A 19576-nucleotide genomic window follows, 5' to 3' on the forward strand; every position below is an offset into this window, starting at 1 on the left:
ACAGGAAAGGCCCGAGCGATGGGTACCGAGGACAAGCTCCGCGACTATCTCAAGCGCGCCACCGTCGAACTGGCGGAGACCCGTAGGCGCCTGACCGAGGACGAGAGCCGTCGCCACGAGCCCATCGCCATCGTGGGCATGGCCTGCCACTTCCCCGGGGGCGTGACCAGCCCCGAGGAGCTGTGGGAGCTCGTGCGCTCCGGCCGCGACGCCATCGGGGACTTCCCCGACGACCGCGGCTGGAACCTCGATGACCTGTACGACCCCGACCCCGACGCGACCGGCAAGAGCTACACCCGCAACGGCGGCTTCATCCCCGACGCGTTCGACTTCGACGCCGCGTTCTTCGGGATCAGCCCGCGCCACGCCCTCGGCACCGACCCGCAGCACCGGCTGTTCCTCCAGGCCACCTGGGAGGCGTTCGAGCGGGCCGGGATCGACCCGGCGACGCTGCGCGGCAGCCGTACCGGGGTGTACGCGGGCGTGATGTACGAGCACTACTCCAACCGCTTCCTCGACGGCTCGCCCGAGGCGATCGAGGGAACCCTGTTCACCTCCTCCGTGGCCAGCGTGCTGTCCGGCCGCGTCTCCTACGTCTACGGCCTGGAGGGCCCGTCGATCTCCATCGACACCGCCTGCTCCTCCTCGCTGGTGGCCATCCACCTCGCCGCCCAGGCGCTGCGCCGGGGCGAGTGCACGCTGGCCCTGGCCGGCGGCGTGACGCTGATGCCGTCGCCGGTGCCGTTCGTGGAGTTCTCCCGCCAGCGGGCGCTGTCGCCCGACGGGCGCTGCAAGGCGTTCTCCTCCACGGCCGACGGGGTGGCCTGGGCGGAGGGCGCCGGGGTGCTGCTGCTGGAGCGCCTGTCGGACGCGCGCCGCAACGGCCGCCGCATCCTGGCCGTGGTCCGCGGCAGCGCGGTCAACCAGGACGGCGCCAGCAACGGCATGACCGCGCCCAGCGGGCCCGCGCAGGAGCGCGTCATCGAGCAGGCGCTCGCCGACGCCCGCCTCGACCTCGGCGACGTGGACGTGGTGGAGGCGCACGGCACCGGCACCACGCTCGGCGACCCGATCGAGGCGCAGGCGCTGCTGGCCACCTACGGCCGCCGCCGGCCCGGCGACCGGCCGCTCTGGCTGGGCTCGCTCAAGTCGAACCTCGGGCACACCCAGGCCGCGGCCGGGGTCGGCGGCGTGATCAAGATGGTGAAGGCGCTGGAGCACCGGGTGCTGCCGCGCACGCTGCACGTGGCCGAGCCGACCCCGCACGTGGACTGGTCGCAGGGCGGCGTACGGGTGCTGACCGAGGAGGTCGAGCTGCCCGAGGCCGAGCGCCCGCCGCGCGCCGGCGTCTCCAGCTTCGGCGTCAGCGGCACCAACGCGCACCTGATCCTGGAGCGCGGCCCCGACGAGGAGCCCGCCCCCGAGACGGGCGCGCCGCTGGTGTGGACCGTCTCGGCCAAGAGCGACAGCGCGCTGCGCGCCCAGGCCGCCAGGCTGCGCGATCGGGCCGCGAGCGCGCCGCCGGCCGACCTGGCCGCCGCGGGTCCCGTGCTCGCCCGCCGGGCCACGTTCGCCCACCGCGCCGTCGTGATCGCCGCGGACCGGGGCGAGCTGCTCGCCGGGCTCGACGCGCTCGCCGACGGCACCCCGCACCCCGCCCTCCTGGAGGGCGTCGCCGCCGCCGGCGCCCGCACCGTCTTCCTGTTCCCCGGCCAGGGCTCGCAGTGGGCCGGCATGGCCGTCGACCTCCTGGAGGCCAGCGAGGTCTTCCGCGAGCGGCTGCGCGCCTGCGACGAGGCGCTCAAGCCGCACACCGGCTGGTCGGTCGAGGACGTGCTGCGCTCGGGCGAGAAGCCGGTCCGCTCCGACGTCATCCAGCCCGTGCTGTTCGCGGTGATGGTCGCGCTGGCCGAGCTCTGGCGCGCGCACGGCGTCGAGCCCGCCGCGGTCGTCGGCCACTCGCAGGGCGAGATCGCCGCGGCCTGCGTCGCCGGGGTCCTGTCGGTCGAGGACGCCGCCAGGATCGTCGCGGTCCGCAGCCGGGTCATCGCCGAGCGGCTCGGCGGCACCGGCGGGATGCTCTCCGTCGCGCTGCCCGCCGAGCGGGTCAGGGAGCTGGCCGCGCCGTACGAGGGGCGGCTGTGGATCGCCGTGGACAGCGGGCCCGGCGGGTGCGTGATCGCCGGTGACGTGGACGCGCTCGACGAGGTGGCCGCCGCCTGGGAGGAGCCCTACCGGGCGCGCAGGATCGCGGTGGACTACGCCTCGCACACGCCGCACATCGACGTCCTGCGCGACGAGCTGCCCGCCCTTCTGGGCGAGGTACGGCCGGGCCGTACCGACATCGAGTTCTGCTCCTCCATGGCCGGAGGCTTCGTCGACACCGAGCGGCTGACGGCGGACTACTGGTTCGACAACGTGCGCAACCCGGTCCTGTTCCGCCAGGCGATCGGGTCGGTCACCGGCGCGCCGCTGTTCGTCGAGGTGAGCCCGCATCCGGTGCTCCAGGCGGACGTCACCGAGATGAACGAGTCCGCGGGCATCTGCGGCACGCTGCGCAGGGGCTCGGGCGACTGGCGGCGCTTCCTCCTCGCGCTCGGCCAGGCGTTCGTGCTGGGCGCGGAGGTCGACTGGGCCACCGCGCTCGCGGCCACCCCCTTCCGGCACGTGGACCTGCCGACCTACGCCTTCGACCGGCAGCGCTACTGGCTGGACGGCGGCGCCCGGATCGGCCGCGTCCCCGGCGTGGACGGCTCCGACCACCCGATGCTGAACGCGGTCGTGCCCGTGGCCGACGGCGGGCTCGTGCTCAGCGGCCAGGTGTCCGTCAAGGTCGCGCCCTGGCTGGCCGACCACGCGGTCGAGGGCGGCGTGCTGCTGCCCGGCGCCGCCTTCGCCGAACTGGCGCTGGAGGCCGCCGCCGCGGCGGGCTGCGAGCTGGTCGAGGAGCTGGTCATCGAGGCGCCGCTGGTCCTCGCCGGGACCGCCCGCCTCCAGGTCGTCGTCTCCGCCGAGGACGACGGCGGCCGGACGATCACGATCTTCTCCGAGACCGGAGACGCCTGGGTCCGTCACGCCTCCGGCGCCCTGGCCGTCACCGGACCCGCCTCTCCCGGCTGGGCGGCCGTCTGGCCTCCCGAGGGCGCCCAGCCGGTGGAGGTGGACTACGAGCGCCTGGCCGCGCAGGGCTACGAGTACGGTCCCGCCTTCCAGGGCGTGCGCGCGATGTGGCGGTCGGGCGAGGAGCTGTTCGCCGAGGTCGGCGCCCCGGAAGGGGTGGACGTGACCGGGTTCGGCATCCACCCCGCGCTGCTCGACGCCTCCTTCCACCCGCTGGTGCTGGCGGCGGAGGAGGGCGCGCTGCGGCTGCCGTTCGCCTTCCGCGGCGTGCGCCTGTCGGCCGCCCAGGCCGCCTTCCTGCGCGTACGGCTGACGCCGAACGGCGCCGACGACGCCGCCGTCGAGGCCGTGGACGCCGCCGGCCACCCGGTCTTCTCCATCGGCTCCCTCCGCGTCAGGCAGGCGGCGCCTAGGGCGGCGACGTCCCAGGTGGCCCCGTACGGCCTGGACTGGGTGGAGATCGCGCCCACGGCCGACCCGGCCGGATCGTTCACGGTGGTCGCACCGGCCGAGGGCACCCCGCGCGAGCTGACCGCCCAGGCGCTGGCCGCGGTGACCGGCGACGACCACCAGGTGGTGTTCGCTCCTCGTGGCCTGGACGCCGCAGTGGTCCGGGGCCTGGTGCGCACCGCGCAGAGCGAGCAGCCGGGCCGGTTCGTCCTGGCGCACGTGCCCGACGGGTTCACCGACTGGGAGCGGCTGCTGTCGACCGGCGAGCCCGAGGTCCTGGCCCTCGACGGCAAGCTCTTCGCCCCGCGCGTGGCGCGCAGGACCGCGGGCGAGCCCGAGGCCATCGGCTCCGGCACGGTCCTGGTGACCGGCGGCACCGGCGGCCTGGGCGCGCTGGTCTCCCGCCACCTGGTCGAGCGGTACGGGGTCCGTGACCTGGTGCTGCTGTCGCGGCGCGGACCCGAGGCGCCGGGAGCGGCCGCGCTGCGGGCCGAGCTCGAAGAGCTGGGCGCGCGGGCCGAGGTGCTGGCCTGCGACGTGGCCGACCGGCGGGCGCTGGCCTCGGTGGTGGACGGGATCGAGGACCTGGCCGGGGTCATCCACACGGCCGGGGTGCTCGACGACGCGACGATCGAGGGGCTGACGCCCGAGCGGATCGACCGGGTCTTCGGCCCCAAGCTGGACGCCGCCTGGCACCTGCACGAGCTGACCAAGGACCGTGAGCTCAAGGTGTTCGTGCTCTTCTCCTCGCTGGCGGGCATCCTCGGCAACGCCGGCCAGGGCAACTACGCCGCGGCCAACACCTACCTCGACGCGCTGGCCGACCTGCGCAGGGCCGAGGGACTGCCCGCCGTCTCCATCGCCTGGGGACTGTGGGACACCTCCACCGACCTGACCGGCGGGCTCGGCGCCGCCGATCGCGCCAGGCTGGCCCGCTCCGGCGTCGCCCCGCTCGACTCCACTCAGGGGCTGGAGTTGTTCGACGCGGCGCTGGCCGCCGACGAGGCCGTGGTCGTGGCGGTCCGCTGGGACACCTCCGGGCTGCGGGCCAGGGCGGAGAACGACGACCTGCCCGCCCTGCTGCGCGGGCTGGTGCGGGCGCCCCGCCGTACCGCGTCGACGGCGACGGGCGGCGGCGGGCTGGCCGAGCGGCTGGCGGCGCTCCCGCAGGCCGAAAGCCTGCGCCTGCTGACCGCGACCGTCCGCGCGCACGTCGCCGCCGTGCTCGCCCACGCCAGCCCCGACCAGATCGACGTCGGGACCGCCTTCAGCCAGCTCGGCTTCGACTCGCTCACCGCAGTCGAGCTGCGCAACCGGCTCAACGCCGAGACCGGCCTGCGGCTGCCCGCGACGCTCGTCTTCGACCACCCGACCGTGACCTCCCTGGCCGACTACCTGTTCCGCACGCTCGCTCCCAGGACGCCCTCGCCCGAGGACGTCCTGGAAGGCGCACTGGAGCGCGTCGAGGCCATGCTCACCAGCGCCAACGGGGAGGGCGAGGCCATCCGCGGCCGGCTCGTCCCGATCCTGCAGACCGCCCTCGCCAGGTACGGCGCGGGCCAGCACGACGCCGACGGCATGGTCGAGAAGATCGACGCCGCCTCCGATGAGGAGATCTTCGCGCTCATCGACAACGAACTGTGACCCATGACTCCCGTTACCGGAAAGGTTCGCCCGATGGGGACCGAGGAAAAGCTGCGCGCCTACCTCAAGCGTGTGACCGTCGAACTGGCCCAAGCGCGCCGGAACCTCACCGAGGCCGAGGACCGGCGCCACGAGCCCATCGCCGTCGTCGGCATGGCCTGCCGCTACCCGGGCGGCGGCGACACGGTCGAGGGCCTTTGGGAACTGCTGCGCGACGGCAGGAACGCCGTCGGCGAGGTGCCGCCCGCGCGCTGGGACATCGATGACTACTACGACCCGGACCCGCAGAAGCCGGGCGGCATGTACACGCGCTACGGCTGCTTCCTCGACGACGTGACCGGATGGGACGCGGAGTTCTTCGGCATCTCGCCGCGCGAGGCGCTGCGCATGGACCCGCAGCAGCGGCTGCTGCTGGAGCTGGCGTGGGAAGGCTTGGAGAACGCGGGCCTGGCCCCCGACCGGATGGCCGGGAGCAGGACCGGCGTGATGGTCGGCTACATGGACACCCTCCAGTACGGCCGGCTCCAGATGGAGCTCCAGGGCCGGGACGCGGTCTCCGACCCGTACCTGGGCCAGGGCGCGATCTCCAGCGTGGCGGCCGGCCGTATCGCCTATCAGCTCGACCTGGTCGGCCCCACGATGACCGTGGACACCGCCTGCTCCTCCTCCCTGATCGCCGTCCACCTGGCCGTCGAGAGCCTGCGCCGGGGCGAGTGCGACCTGGCGCTGGCCGCGGGCTGCTCGCTCACGCTGCACCCGTCGATGTTCATCCAGGCGTGCGCCGGGATGATGATGTGCTCCGACGGCCGCTGCAAGACCTTCGACGAGGGCGCCGACGGCTACGTCATGGGTGAGGGCGGCGGCCTGGTGGTGCTGGAGCCGCTGTCGAAGGCGCTGGCCAACGGGCGGCGTATCCGGGCGGTCATCCGGGGCTCGGCGGTCAACCAGGACGGGCGCAGCAACGGGCTCACCGCGCCCAGCAGGAGCGCCCAGGTCGACGTGATCACGCGCGCGCACGCCGCCGCCCGCGTCCGCGCCGACGAGGTCGACTACGTGGAGGCGCACGGCTCCGGCACCCAGCTCGGCGACGCGATCGAGCTGTCGGCCCTGCACGACGTGTTCGGCGAGCGCCCGGCCGACCGGCCGCTGCGGGTGGGCGCCATCAAGACCAACATCGGCCACACCCAGGCCGCGGCGGGGGTGGCCGGGCTGATCAAGACCGTGCTCGTGCTGGAGAACGGCGTGGTCCCGCCCAACCTCAACCTCGACAGGCCCGCGACCGCCATCCCCGAGGACGGCACCGTCCAGCCGGTCACCGAGGCGCTGGAGCTGGCGCCGCGGCTGGCGGGCGTCAGCTCGTTCGGGCTGTCCGGCTCCAACGCCCACGTGGTCGTGGAGGTGGCCCCCGCCCCCGAGGCCGACCCGGTCGCGGCCCCCGCCTACGCCCTGCCGGTCTCGGCGGGCAGTGCGGCGGCGTTGCGCGAGCACGCGGGCCGGCTGGCCGCCCACCTGGACGAGCGCCGGGACCTGCGCGCCGCCGACGTGGCCCGCACCCTGCAGCACGGCCGCGCCCACCTGGACCACCGCCGACTGCTGGTCGTGGGCGACCTGCGCGAGGCGGTCACCCGCCTGCGCTCCCTGGCCGAGGGCCCTGCCACGCCGCGGGCCAAGGACGACCCTCGGATCGCGTTCCTGCTGCCCGGCGTCGGCGACCAGTACGCGGGCCTCGGCAAGGAGCTCTACGCGAGCGAGCCCGTCTACGCACAGGCTGTGGACGAGTGCGCCGAGCTCGTCCTGGCGCACGCCGAGCTGGACCTGCGCCCCTTCTTCGAGGCCGACGCCGCGCCGAGGCAGGACGACCTGGCCGCGATGCTCGGCCGCGACACCGGCGAGCGCGCCGACGACCCGCTCGACCACGCCCCGATCGCGCACCCCTTCCAGTTCACCGTCGAGTACGCGCTGGCCAAGCTCCTCGCGCACTGGGGCGTCACCCCCGACATGCTGATCGGCTACAGCCTCGGCGAGTACGTGGCCGCCTGCCTCGCCGGCGTCTTCACCCTTGAGGACGCCCTGCGCGTGGTGATCGAGCGGGCCCACCTGATCAACGCGGTGCCCGCGGGCCGCATGGTCGCCGTGGCCGCGTCCGAGGAGCGGATCCGCGCCGCCCTGCCCGACCTCGAAGTGGACATCGCCGCGCTCAACGGCCCCTCGATGACGGTCCTGAGCGGACTGCCCGGCCAGATCGAGCAGGCCACCGCCGCGCTGATGGCCGCCGGGCTGGCCTGCCGCCCGATGCGCTCGGCGCACGCCTTCCACAGCTCGCTGCTCCAGCCGGCCCGCGACAAGCTGCTGGCCCTGCTGGAGACCGTGCCGCGCAGGGCGCCGGCCACCACGATCGTCGCCAACCTCACCGGCGCCACCCTCACCGCAGAACAGGCCGTCAGCGCCACGTACTGGGCCGACCAGCTCGTCAGCCCCGTCCGCTTCGCCGACGGCGTGCGCCACTGCGTCGACCAGGAGATCGACGTCTACGTCGAGCTGGGCGCCGGGCAGACGCTCGGCGGGCTGGTCCGCCAGAACCTCGCCGGCGGCGCCCCCGCCGCCGTCCTCGGCACGCTGCCCGCGCTGTGGACGACCGGCGAGCGCCGCGACGCCAGGACCGAGCTGCTGGAGAGCGCCGGGCGGCTGTGGGAGCTGGGCGCCGCCATCCGCTGGGACCTGACCGGACCGGCGGGCGCGGGCGTGGCCACGCTGCCCGCCTACCCGTTCCAGCGCACCCGCTTCTGGCCCGAGCCCGGCCAGGACGTCGCCCCGGCCACCGTGGTCAGGCCGGGCGCCGCGCCGTCCGGCTCGGGCGAGCCGGCCGACTTCCGCTTCGTGCCCGCGTGGGCGCGCGCCGCCGCCCGCCCCGCCCTCCCGTCCTTCCTCTCGCTGCCGGGCCCGCTGGTCGTCTTCTCCGACGGCCACGCCGGTACGGCTCTCGCCGACCTCGCGGAATCCGGCGGCACCACGGTCATCGAGGTCCTCCCCGCCCCGCTCGCCCAAGGCGAGGCGAGCCCGCGAGCCCACGGCGAGGACACGGGCGGCGCATCCGCTCGTCGTGAGGGCAGGCGGGTGACCATCGATCCCACGGACCCGGCCCACTACGCCGAGCTGTTCGGCGGGCTGCCCGAGGGGCCCGTGCACGTGGCGCACCTGTGGAGCCTGCTGTCCGACCGGGACGACCTGGCGGCGGCCATCGGCCACGGCTTCGACAGCCTGCTGCTGGCCACCCAGGCCATGAACGTCACCCCCGGCTCCCGGCTGCTCACCGTCACCAGAGGCGCCACCGAGATCCTCGGCGGGGACGCGCTCGCGCCCCAGCAGGCCCTGGCCCACGGGTTCGGGCGGGCGGTGCAGCACGAGTTCAAGGAACTGAGCTGGACCGGCGTCGACCTCGACCCCCACGCCCCCGCCGACGGCCCGGCCGACGGCCCCGCCGATGCCCCCGCCGACGGCCGGGTGGCCGGGCAACTGGCGGTCGGACAAGTGGCGGTCGGGCAACTGGTGGCTGGGCAACTGGCGGCCGAGTTGGTCGCCGAGGTCGGCGGCAGCGACGCCCTGGCCGGATGGCGTCGCGGCCACCGCTGGCTGCGCGCCTGGTCCGAGGTGCCGACCGCGCCCCAGGCCGGGGAGTCTCCCTGGCGGGCCGACGGGGTCTACCTGATCACCGGCGGCACCCGGGGGCTCGGGATGGGGCTGGCCAGGCATCTGGTGCGGACCGGGGTCAGGAAGCTGGCGCTGCTGAGCCGTACCCCGCTGGACAGGGGGGTGACGCCGGAGCCCGGCAGCCGGACGGAGCGCACGCTGGGAGACGTCGCGGCGCTGGAGGCGGCCGGCGCGCAGGTGCTGCTGGTGGCCGCGGACACCGGGGACGCGGAGCAGTTCGAGCGGGCCATCGCCGACGTGCGCGACCACTACGGCGCGCTGCACGGCGTGATCCACTCGGCCGGACTGCCCGCGGGCGGACTGATGCAGCGCAGGACCGTCGCCGAGGCCCGCGCGGTGCTCGCGCCCAAGGTCCTGGCCATGGGCCCGCTGGCCAAGCTGGTCGGCCCCGGCACGCCGGAACACGAGCGCCCGGAACTCCTGGTCCTCTACTCCTCGGCCGTCACCGCGTTCGGCGGCATCGGCGAGGGCGACTACTGCGCCGCCAACAGCGTCCTGGACGCCTACGGCGAGGCCCTGGCCGCCACCGCCCCCTCCACCAGGGTCGTCGCCATCTCCTGGGGCCCCTGGCTGCACGACGACTGGCAGGCCGAGAACTTCAAGGGCACCGGCGGCCTGGCCGAGCGGGTCCGCGCCTATCGCGAGCGGTACGGCTTCGCCGAGGAGGCGGGCAACGAACTGCTCGACACGATCATCCAGGGCGGCCACGGCTACGTGCTGGCCGCCAGGCAGCCGCTCGGGGACGTGGTCCGCGAGTGGACGGCGATGCTCGACATCGACAACCTCATCGGCGCCGCCTCCGCCGTACCGCGTGGCGAGCGCTTCCCCCGCCCGCAACTGCGCACCGACTACGCGGGACCGCGCAACGAGCGGGAGGCCCTGATCGCCGAGATGTGGGGCGCCTACCTCGGCATCGCCCAGGTGGGCGTGCACGACCCGTTCTTCGACCTCGGCGGCAACTCCCTGGTCGGGATGGCCATGGTGCTCGCCATCGAGAAGGAGCTCGGCGTCCCGATCGCCCCGGCCGTGCTGTTCGAGCACCCGACCGTGGCCGCGTTCGCCGCGGCCGTCGACGGCGGCGATTCGGCCACGCAGGAAGTACTGACCAGCAGCTCGGCGAGGGGTCAGCGGCGGCGCCGCGCCCGGTCCGCAAGCGGAAGGCCCAGCACCGGAAGGGACAAGAACCGTGAGTGACGAGAGCGCCGGCACCGACATCGCGATCGTCGGGATGTCCGGGAGGTTCCCGGGCGCGCCCGGCGTCGCCGAGTTGTGGTCCGCCATCAGGGCGGGCAGATCGGGGATCACCCGCTTCACCGACGAGGAACTGCGCGCCGAGGGTGTCACCGAGGAGCAGCTCCAGGACCCGACCTACGTCAAGGCCAACCCGGTCATCGAGGGCATCGACCTGTTCGACGCCTCGTTCTTCGGGCTGGGCGCCAAGGAGGCGCAGATCCTCGACCCGCAGCACCGGCTGTTCATGGAGCACAGCTGGGCGGCGCTGGAGGACGCGGGCTGCGACCCGACCCGCTTCGACGGCTCCATCGGCGTCTTCGGCGGCTGCGCCCACAGCTCCTACATGCAGAACAACCTGCTGCCCGGCGGCATCGGCGAGGTCATGGGCCACCTGGCCCTCGGCCTGGCCAACGACAAGGACTCGCTGACCACCCGCGTCGCGCACACGCTCGGCCTGTCAGGACCCAGCTACGGCGTCCAGAGCTACTGCTCGACCTCGCTGGTCGCGATCTGCGCGGCGGCCACGAGCCTGGCCGGGTTCGAGTGCGACATGGCGCTGGCGGGCGGCGTCGCCGTCAACGTCCCCCACCGGGTCGGCTACGTCTACCAGCCCGGCGGCATCGCGCCGCCCGACGGCGAGTGCCGCGCCTTCGACGCCGCCGGTCTCGGCAGCCCGCTCGGCAGCGGCGTCGGCGTCATCGTGCTGCGCCGCCTGGAGGACGCGCTGGAGGCCGGCGACCAGATCTACGCCGTCATCCGCGGCTGGGCGGTCAACAACGACGCCGGCAAGAAGGTCGGCTTCACCGCGCCCGGCGTGCAGGGGCAGGCCGCGGTCATGGCCGAGGCGCTGGCCGCCGCCGACCTCGCGCCCGCCGACATCGACTACGTGGAGGCGCACGGCACCGGCACCGCGCTCGGCGACGCCGCCGAGCTGGCCGCCATCCAGCAGGTCTTCCGCGGCGAGTCGCTGCTCGTCGGCTCCGTGAAGACCAACCTGGGCCACCTCGACCGGGCGGCCGGGGTGACCAGCCTCATCAAGGCGGCGCTGGCGCTGCGCAACGACGAGATCCCGCCCACGCTCAACCTGGTCACGCCCAACCAGCAGCTCAGCAGCGGCGAGGCCGAGATCGAGGTCGTCACCGAGCTGCGCCGCTGGCCTCGGGCGGCCGGCCGTACCAGGAGGGCGGGGGTCAGCGCCTTCGGCATCGGCGGCACGAACGCCCACGTGGTCCTGGAGGAGGCGCCGCAGGTGCCGCGGCCCGAGGCGGCGCCGAGGGCCGAGCTGCTCGTCTGGTCGGCGCGCACCGCCGAGGCCGCGGACGCGATGACCGGCCGCCTGGCCGCCCACCTGGAGGGCGAGGACGCCAGCCGCTTGGCCGACGTCGCGCACACGCTCCAGTCGGGCCGCCAGGTGTTCGGGCACCGCAGGATGCTGGTCGCGGGCACCGTCGCCGAGGCCGTGGCCGGGCTGCGCGAGCCGGCCGTGCTGGCCCGCTCCGACACCCGCGACGACCGGCCCGTGGCCTTCCTGCTCGCCGGGACCGGAGAGCAGTACGCGGGCATGGCCGCCGACCTGTACGACACCGAGCCGGTCTTCCGCCAGACGCTCGACCGCTGCCGCACCGCGCTGCGCGGGATCATGGACGGCGCCGACCCGCTCGCGGGCATGCTCCGCCCCCGCGTGACCGGCGAGGCGGGCGCGCTGGCCAGGATGCTCGGCCGCGCGGAGGCCTCCGACGCCACCTCGACCGACCTGCTCCAGCCCGCGCTTTTCGCGGTGGAGTACGCGCTGGCGCGCCTCGTGCGCTCCTGGGGGATCGAGCCGTCGATCCTGGCCGGATACAGCCTCGGCGAGTACGTGGCCGCGACCCTGGCCGGGGTGCTCTCCCTGGACGACGCGCTCGCGCTGGTCGCCCACCGGGCCAAGCTGATCAACCAGTTGCCCGCCGGTTCCATGAGCGCGGTCCCCCTGGGCGAGGCGCAGGTGCGGGCGCGCATCGCCGCCGTGCCCGGCGTGGATGTCGCCGCCGTCAGCGGACCCGAGCTGACCGTGATCGCCGGCGAGCCCGAGGGCATGGAGGCCGTGCGGGCGCTGCTCGAAGCCGAGTCGATCCCGTGCCGTCCGCTGGCCACCACCCACGCCTTCCACTCCCGGATGATGGAGCCGATCCGCGGCGAGCTCACCGCGTGGATCGGCGCCAACATCACGCTCAACCCGCCCCGCCTGCCGTACGTCTCCAACGTGACCGGCGCGCCCGCCACCGAGGAGCAGGTCACCGACCCGGGCTACTGGGCCGAGCACATGTGCGCGCCCGTCCAGTTCGACAAGGTCATCGGGACGCTGCTGGAGCACGGCGAGGCCGCGCTGCTGGAGATCGGCCCCGGGCCGTCGCTGGGCGCGATGGTGCGCGGGCACCGCGACTGCCCGCGCGAGCGGTGGCCGCTCATCGTGCAGTCGCTGCCCGCCGAGAGCGACCAGCGGCCCGCGGGCAAGGTGCTGACCGAGGCGGTCGGGCGGTTGTGGCTGGCGGGCGTGCCCCTGGACTGGGCCGCCTACCAGCAGGACCGGCCGGTGGCCAAGGTGTCGCTGCCGCCGTACCCGTTCCAGCGGACCCGCTACTGGGTCGACGCGCCCGGCGCGGGGCTGCACGGCGCTGCGGACGCCCGCGTGGTGGCCGGCGCCGCCGCGGGGACGGACGGCCGCACCGCGACGAGCCCGGCCGGGCGGAACGGCACGGCTGCCGGTATCGGCGCGGCCGGGGGTACGGGCGCGGCTGTCGGGACGGGCGCCGCCGGAGGTACCGGTTCCGCCGAGCCGGTGCCGCACGTCCAGGTGATGGCCGCGAAGTGGACGGCCGCCCCGGTGGCGGGCGCGTCCGCGCAGGGGGCCGGGGCGTCTGCTCCTGGGGCCGGGGCGTCCGCGCCGGGGGCCGGGGCGTCCGCGCCGGTCGGGCGGGCCGTGCTGGTCGCCGACCGCGGCGGCGTGGCCGACTCCCTCGCCAGAACCCTGCGCGCCACAGGCGCCGACGTCGTGCTCGACGCTGGGCCGGGTACCGCCGGCGTCGAGGTGGGCGCTGGGCCGGGGGCCGCTGATGTGGTGATCGACCTGCGCATGCTCGACCACACCGACGGCGACAGCGACGGCCGTGAGGCCCTGCTGCCCGTCTCCGCCCTCCTGGACGGCTGGGCCGAGAGCGGCGACAACACCCGGATCATCGTGGTCACCTCGGGTGGCCAGGCCGTGCTGCCGGGCGAGAGCCCCTCGCCCGCCCAGGCGGCGGTGGCGACGCTTCCGCTGGTCGCCAACCAGGAGTACCTGAACCTCGACTGCCGCGCCGTCGACCTGCCGCCCGGCCTCGGCGCGGAGGAGTCCGCCGCGCTGCTGGTCGCGGAGCTCTCCGCGCCGCAGGGCGAGGTCCTGGCCGCCTACCGCGACGGCCGCCGCCTCGTGCGCGACTTCGAGCCGGTACGGCCCAGCCCCGAAACCCCGACAGGCGTCAAGAAGGGCGGCACCTACCTGGTCACCGGCGGCCTGGGCCCGGTCGGGCTCCTGCTGGCCGACCACCTTGCCGCCTCCGGCGCCGCCCGCCTCGTCCTGACCAGCCGCTCCGGCCTGCCAACCGGCACCGGACAGACCGGCACCGGACAGACCGGCAACGGGCAGACCGGCAACGGGCAGACCGGCAACGGGCAGACCGGCAACGGACAGAGCGGTGATCCGCGGCTGGCTGGGGTCGAGCGGCTCAGGGGGCGGGGGGTCGAGGTGGTTACGCCGGCCGTGGACGTCACCGACCCGGTCGCCATGCGGGCCGTCCTCGACGGGGTGGACGGTGTGGTTCACCTGGCCGCCGAGAGCACCCCCGACACCTTCGTCTCCCTGCGCGACCTCGACCAGAGCGCCGTGGACAGGCACTTCGCCGCCAAGGTCGCCGGTGCCAAGGTCCTGGAGCGGGTCTTCGACGAGATGGAGCGCCCTCCGGCGTTCTGCGTGCTGTTCTCCTCCACTTCCGCGATCCTCGGCGGCATCACGTTCGGCAGCTACGCCGCCGCCAACGCCGCCCTGACCGCGCTGGCCCACCGGGTCGACGCCCGCCGTACCCCGACCACGTGGGTGGCGGCGGGGTGGGACACCTGGGCGGTGTCGCTGGAGCGGCTGGGCGGCGGGCTCGGCGCGGCGATGGTGGCGCACTCGATGAGCACGGAAGAGGGCATGGCCGCCTTCGACCGGCTGCTGTCCGCGCCCGAGCCGGGCCTGGTGGTGGCCGCGGGCGGGCTGGACGACCGGCTGCCGCGCGCCGCGGCGGCCGTCTCCTCGGCGCCCAAGGGGGACCGGTTTCCCCGGCCTGAGCTGCCGCAGCCTTACAGTCCGCCGCTCACGGACGCCGAGCGCGGCCTGGCCGAGCTCTGGTCCGAGGTGCTCGGCGTCGAGCCGGTCGGCACCAGGGACAACTTCTTCGACCTGGGCGGCAACTCGCTGGTCGCGCTGCAGATGCTCCGGCTGGTGAAGGAGCGGTTCGGCGTGGCCGTACCGACGGTGATGTTGTTCGAGGCGCCGACGGTGAACCGGCTGGCGGCGATCCTCGACGAGCGCGGCGCGGCCCTGCCCACCGCGGGCGCAAAAGCGGCCGCGAACACGGCCGCGAAGACGGGCGCGAGAACGCCCGCGAGTGCGTCCGCGAGGGTGGCCGAGCGGGCCGCGCCCAGTCAGGACGACGACGACCGGCGCATCGCGATCGTCGGCATGGCCGGGCGGTTCCCCGGCGCGTCCGACGTCGGCGCGTTCTGGCGCAACCTGCGCGACGGCGTCGAGTCCATCACGTTCTTCTCCGAGGAGGAGCTGGTGGCGGCGGGCGTGGACCCCGAGCTGGTGCGCGACCCCGCCTACGTGCCCGCGCGGCCGGTGCTGGACGAGGTGGCCGAGTTCGACGCGGCCTTCTTCGGGATGAGCCCGCGCATGGCCGCGATCACCGACCCGCAGCAACGCGCCTTCCTGGAGGTCTGCTGGGAGGCCCTGGAGCAGGGCGGGTACGCCGCGCCGGAGCACCGGGGCCGGGTCGGCGTGTTCGGCGGCGCCAACATCAGCACCTACCTGCTGCGCATGAGCGACCACCTGCTGGGCGCCGACAGCGATGACTTCAGCGACTTCGAGGTCATCATGGGCAACGACAAGGACGCCCTGACCACGGTGGTCTCCTACCTGTTCGACCTGTACGGGCCGAGTGTGGCGGTGCAGACGTTCTGCTCCACCTCGCTGGTGGCCGCGCACATGGCGGTGCAGAGCCTGCGGGCCGGGGAGTGCGAGCTGGCGCTGGCCGGCGGCGTCTCGATCCGGGTGCCGGACCGGGTGGGCCACAAGTTCGGGCCGGGCGGGCAGGAGTCGCCCGACGGGCACGTGCGCACGTTCGACGCGCAGGCGCGGGGCAGCATGTTCGGCGACGGGGCGGCGGCCGTACTGCTCAAGAGGCTGCCGGACGCGATCCGCGACGGCGACCACGTGTGGGCGGTCATCCGCGGCGCGGCCATGAACAACGACGGCGCGCTGAAGGTCGGCTACACCGCGCCCAGCGTGGTCGGCCAGGCGCGGGTCATCTCCGACGCGATGGAGGACGCCGGGGTCACCGGCGACGACATCAGCTACATCGAGGCGCACGGCACCGCCACCGAGCTCGGCGACCCGATCGAGGTGGCCGCGCTGACCAGGGCCTTCGGCCGGACCAGCGACAAGCGGTACTGCCCGATCGGGTCGGTGAAGACCAACGTCGGCCACCTCGACCGGGCGGCGGGCGCCAGCGGCCTGATCAAGACGGCGCTCGCGCTGGACAGCGGCCTGATCCCGCCGAGCCTGCACTACACCAGCCCCAACCCCGAGATCGACTTCGACGACAGCCCGTTCTACGTCAACACCGAGCTGGCCGAGTGGCGCACCCGCGACGGGCGCCCGCGCATCGCCGGCCTCAACTCGCTCGGCATGGGCGGCACGAACGTGCACCTCGTCGTCGAACAGGCGCCTGCCAGGGACACCGCCCCCGAGTCCCCGCGCAGGTACCAGGTGCTCCCGCTGTCCGCGCGCAATGCCACGGCGGCGGACCAGGCGTGTCGACGCCTCGGCGAGCACCTGACCGAGGCGACCGGGGCCCGGCTCGCCGACGTCGCGTACACCCTTCAGGTGGGACGCAAGACGTTCGAGCACCGCCGGGCCCTGGTCGCCGCCACCGTCGCCGAGGCGGCGGAGGAGCTGACCGGCACCGGAGTCCTGAACCGGGTCGACACCGTGCAGGGACGGCAGGTCGCCTTCCTGCTGGGCGGCGTCGGCGAGCAGTACCCGGGCCTGGTCGGCGGCCTGTACGCGCACGAGCCGGTCTTCAGGTCCCACCTCGACGCCTGCCTGGAGCGGCTGCCCGAGCTGGACCTGGCGGACCTGCTGACCGGCGAGCGGGGCGGCGCCCCCGGCCTGGCCGCGCTGCTCGGCCGAGGCGGCGCCACCGACGAGCGGGCGGCCCGGCTGGAGCGCACGGAGCTGGTGCAGCCGGCGCTGTTCGCGGTCGAGTACGCGCTGGCCCGCACGCTCATGGACTGGGGTGTCCAGCCGCGGATCATGCTCGGCTACAGCCTCGGCGAGTACGTGGCCGCGACCCTGGCAGGGGTCCTGTCCCTGGAGGACGCGCTCAAGCTGGTCGTCCACCGCGCCCGGCTCATCGCCGGGCTGCCCGTTGGCGCCATGCTGGCGGTCTCCCTGCCGGAGGCCGACCTGCGCCGCCGCTTCCCACTGGACGGCCTGAGCGGCGTGAACGGCCAGAACGGCGGGAACGGTCTGGACGGTCTGGACGTCGCCGCCGTGAACGGGCCGCAGGTGACGGTCGTCGCCGGGCCCGGCGAGGCGGTGGACGCCCTGGCCGAGCGGCTGCGGGCGGCCGAGGTGCCGTGCCGGCCCCTGCAGACGACCCACGCCTTCCACTCCAGGATGCTGGAGCCGATCGCGGCCGAGCTCACCGACTGGGTGAAGAAGAACGTGCGGCTCAACGCGCCGGCGCTGCCGTACGTGTCGAACCTGACCGGCGAGGTGGCCGGCGCGGAAGTGCGCGACCCCGGCTACTGGGCCAGGCACATGTGCGAGACCGTGCGCTTCGCCGCCGGGCTGGAGAGCCTGCTGGCCGACCCCGAGCTGGCGATCGTGGAGATCGGGCCCGGCCAGTCGCTCGGCGCGCTCGTGCGCGGCGCGGGCTGCCCGCCGCAGCGCTGGCCGCTCATCTCGCACGTACTGCCGGCCGCGAGCGACAGCCGCCCCGACGACGAGGTGTTCGCCGGCTGCCTGGCCCGCCTGTGGCTCGGCGGCGTCACCCTCGACTGGGACGCCTACCACGGCCGCGTCGAGGGCGCTGACCCCGCCGGGCTGCCCGGCAGGGTGCCGCTGCCCACCTACCCGTTTCAGCGGCTGCGCTACTGGATCGACCCGCCGGCGGGCAAGAGCAGGAAGAAGACGGTCGAGGACGCGATCGCCGAGGGCTCGCTGTTCGACGCGATCACGAGCCTGGCCAAGCTGCCCGAGGACCAGTGGCTCTACCAGCCCGTCTGGCGCCAGGTCACCGCCGCGCCGCGGGTCGAGCCGGCCTCCTGGCTGGTCTACGCCCGTGACGGGCTGGCCGAGCGCGTGGTGGACGAGCTGCGCCGTACCACGGACAGACCCGTCTCCGTCGTACGGCCGGGCGACGCCTACACCGCCTCCCAGGAGGGCTACACGATCAGGCCCGGCAACGTGGCCGACACGGCGTCCCTGCTCAGAGACCTGCGCGCGGCCGGCCGCCCCTTGGACCGGGTGGTCCATCTGTGGGGCCTCGACGAGACGCCGGGCCACGGGCAGGGACCGCACTCGCTGGTCGCCCTGGCCAGGGCGGCCGGCGAGTCCGGAGTGGACGGCTGGTCGCTGGACGTGGCGGTCACCGGCACCCAGCAGGTGCTCGGCGAGGACGTCACGAACCCGGACGGCGCCCAGCTCATCGGTCCGTGCCTGGTGATCCCGCTGGAGTACCCGAACGTCCGCACCCGCTTCGTCGACGCCGAGCGCGACGAGCCGGGCGACCTGGTGGCCGAGCTGCTGCGCGAGCAGTCGGCCAGGACCGTGGCGCTGCGCCGAGGCAGGCGCTGGGTGCCCGGCTACGACCGCATGCCGCTGCCGGAGGCCGAGCCGCTGCGCGAGGGCGGCGTCTACCTGATCACCGGCGGCCTGGGCGGCATCGCGCTCGGCCTGGCCGAGCAACTCGCCAAGGAGTCGCGGGCCAAGCTGGTGCTGCTGGCCAGGAACGGCCTGCCCGAGCGCTCCCGCTGGGCCGCGATCCTGGGCGGCGCCGAGCAGGCGGGCGAGACGGTCCGCCACCGCGTCGAGCGGGTGCTGGCGATCGAGGCGGCGGGCGGCGAGGTCGAGGTGGTCGTCGGCGACGTCGGCGACGCGGCCGCCGTCACGCGCGCGGCCGAGGCGGCCCGCGAGCGGTTCGGCGCCCTGCACGGCGTGCTGCACGCGGCCGGCGTGCCCGGCATGGGCCTCATGCAGTTCAAGCGGCCAGAAGAGCTCGACGAGGTGATGGCGCCCAAGATCGCCGGCATGCGGGCGCTGACCGAGGCGCTGCGCCTGGGCGAGCGGGACGAGGTGGAGCTGGACTTCCTGGTCCTGTTCTCCTCGATCACCTCGGCCACCGGCGGCGGACCCGGCCAGGTGGACTACTGCTCCGCCAACGCCTACCTCGACGCCTGCGCCCACCGCCTCGCCGCCACCGGCCGCCGCGTCGTGTCGGTCGACTGGGGCGAGTGGACCTGGAACGCCTGGGAGGCCGGCCTGGCCGGCTACGACGAGGGGCTCCAGGACTTCTTCCGCAAGAACCGGGCGCGCATCGGCATCGGGTTCGAGGACGGCTGGCGCTCGCTGCTGCGGGTGCTGGCCAGCGGCGAGCCCCGCGTCGTGGTCTCCACCCAGGACTTCCCGACGCTGGTCGAGGGCAGCTCGATGTTCACGCTGGAGGCGGTCACCGCCGCCGAGGGCGGTGGCGAGCGGCACCCGAGGCCCGAACTGGTCACCTCCTACCAGGAGCCCACCGGCCCCGCGGAGGAGAAGATCGCCGGGATCTGGTGCGACCTGCTCAAGCTGGAGCGGGTCGGCGTCCTGGACAACTTCTTCGAACTCGGCGGCAACTCGCTGCTCGGCGTCACCGTCGTGGCCGCGGTCCGCCGCGCGTTCGAGCTGGCGGAGCTGCCTCCGCACATCCTCTACGAGGCGCCCACGGTGGCCGCGCTGGCCCGGACCGTGGAGGCGATGGCCTCGGGAGAGACCCAGAACGAGGGCGGCGCCGAAGGCGGCAGCCAGGTGCGCGCCCAACTCCGCAGATCAGGACTCGAAGCCTCGGCCGCCCGCAGGCGTGGCCGGTAACGAAAG

General features: G+C 74.7%; 3 protein-coding genes. All 3 read left to right on the forward strand.

Annotated features, from left to right (window positions below; translation table 11 throughout):
- Positions 1–18: 18 nt before the first annotated feature.
- From ACIBEJ_RS43490 to ACIBEJ_RS43500, 3 genes are read left to right on the forward strand one after another with little or no spacing between them, the layout of a single operon-like run.
- A complete protein-coding gene (locus tag ACIBEJ_RS43490; protein ID WP_397188827.1) occupies positions 19–5214 on the forward strand; it encodes an SDR family NAD(P)-dependent oxidoreductase in 5196 nt (1731 codons plus the stop codon).
- Between the two features lie 33 nt (positions 5215–5247).
- Positions 5248–10116, forward strand: coding sequence for an SDR family NAD(P)-dependent oxidoreductase (locus ACIBEJ_RS43495; RefSeq protein ID WP_397188828.1), 4869 nt, complete (start codon positions 5248–5250; stop codon positions 10114–10116).
- A complete protein-coding gene (locus ACIBEJ_RS43500) occupies positions 10109–19570 on the forward strand; it encodes an SDR family oxidoreductase (protein WP_397188829.1) in 9462 nt (3153 codons plus the stop codon). Before ACIBEJ_RS43495 ends, ACIBEJ_RS43500 begins: the two co-directional genes overlap by 8 nt.
- Positions 19571–19576: the final 6 nt, after the last annotated feature.

This window comes from Nonomuraea sp. NPDC050790 (assembly GCF_044456745.1).
GTDB lineage: Bacteria > Actinomycetota > Actinomycetes > Streptosporangiales > Streptosporangiaceae > Nonomuraea.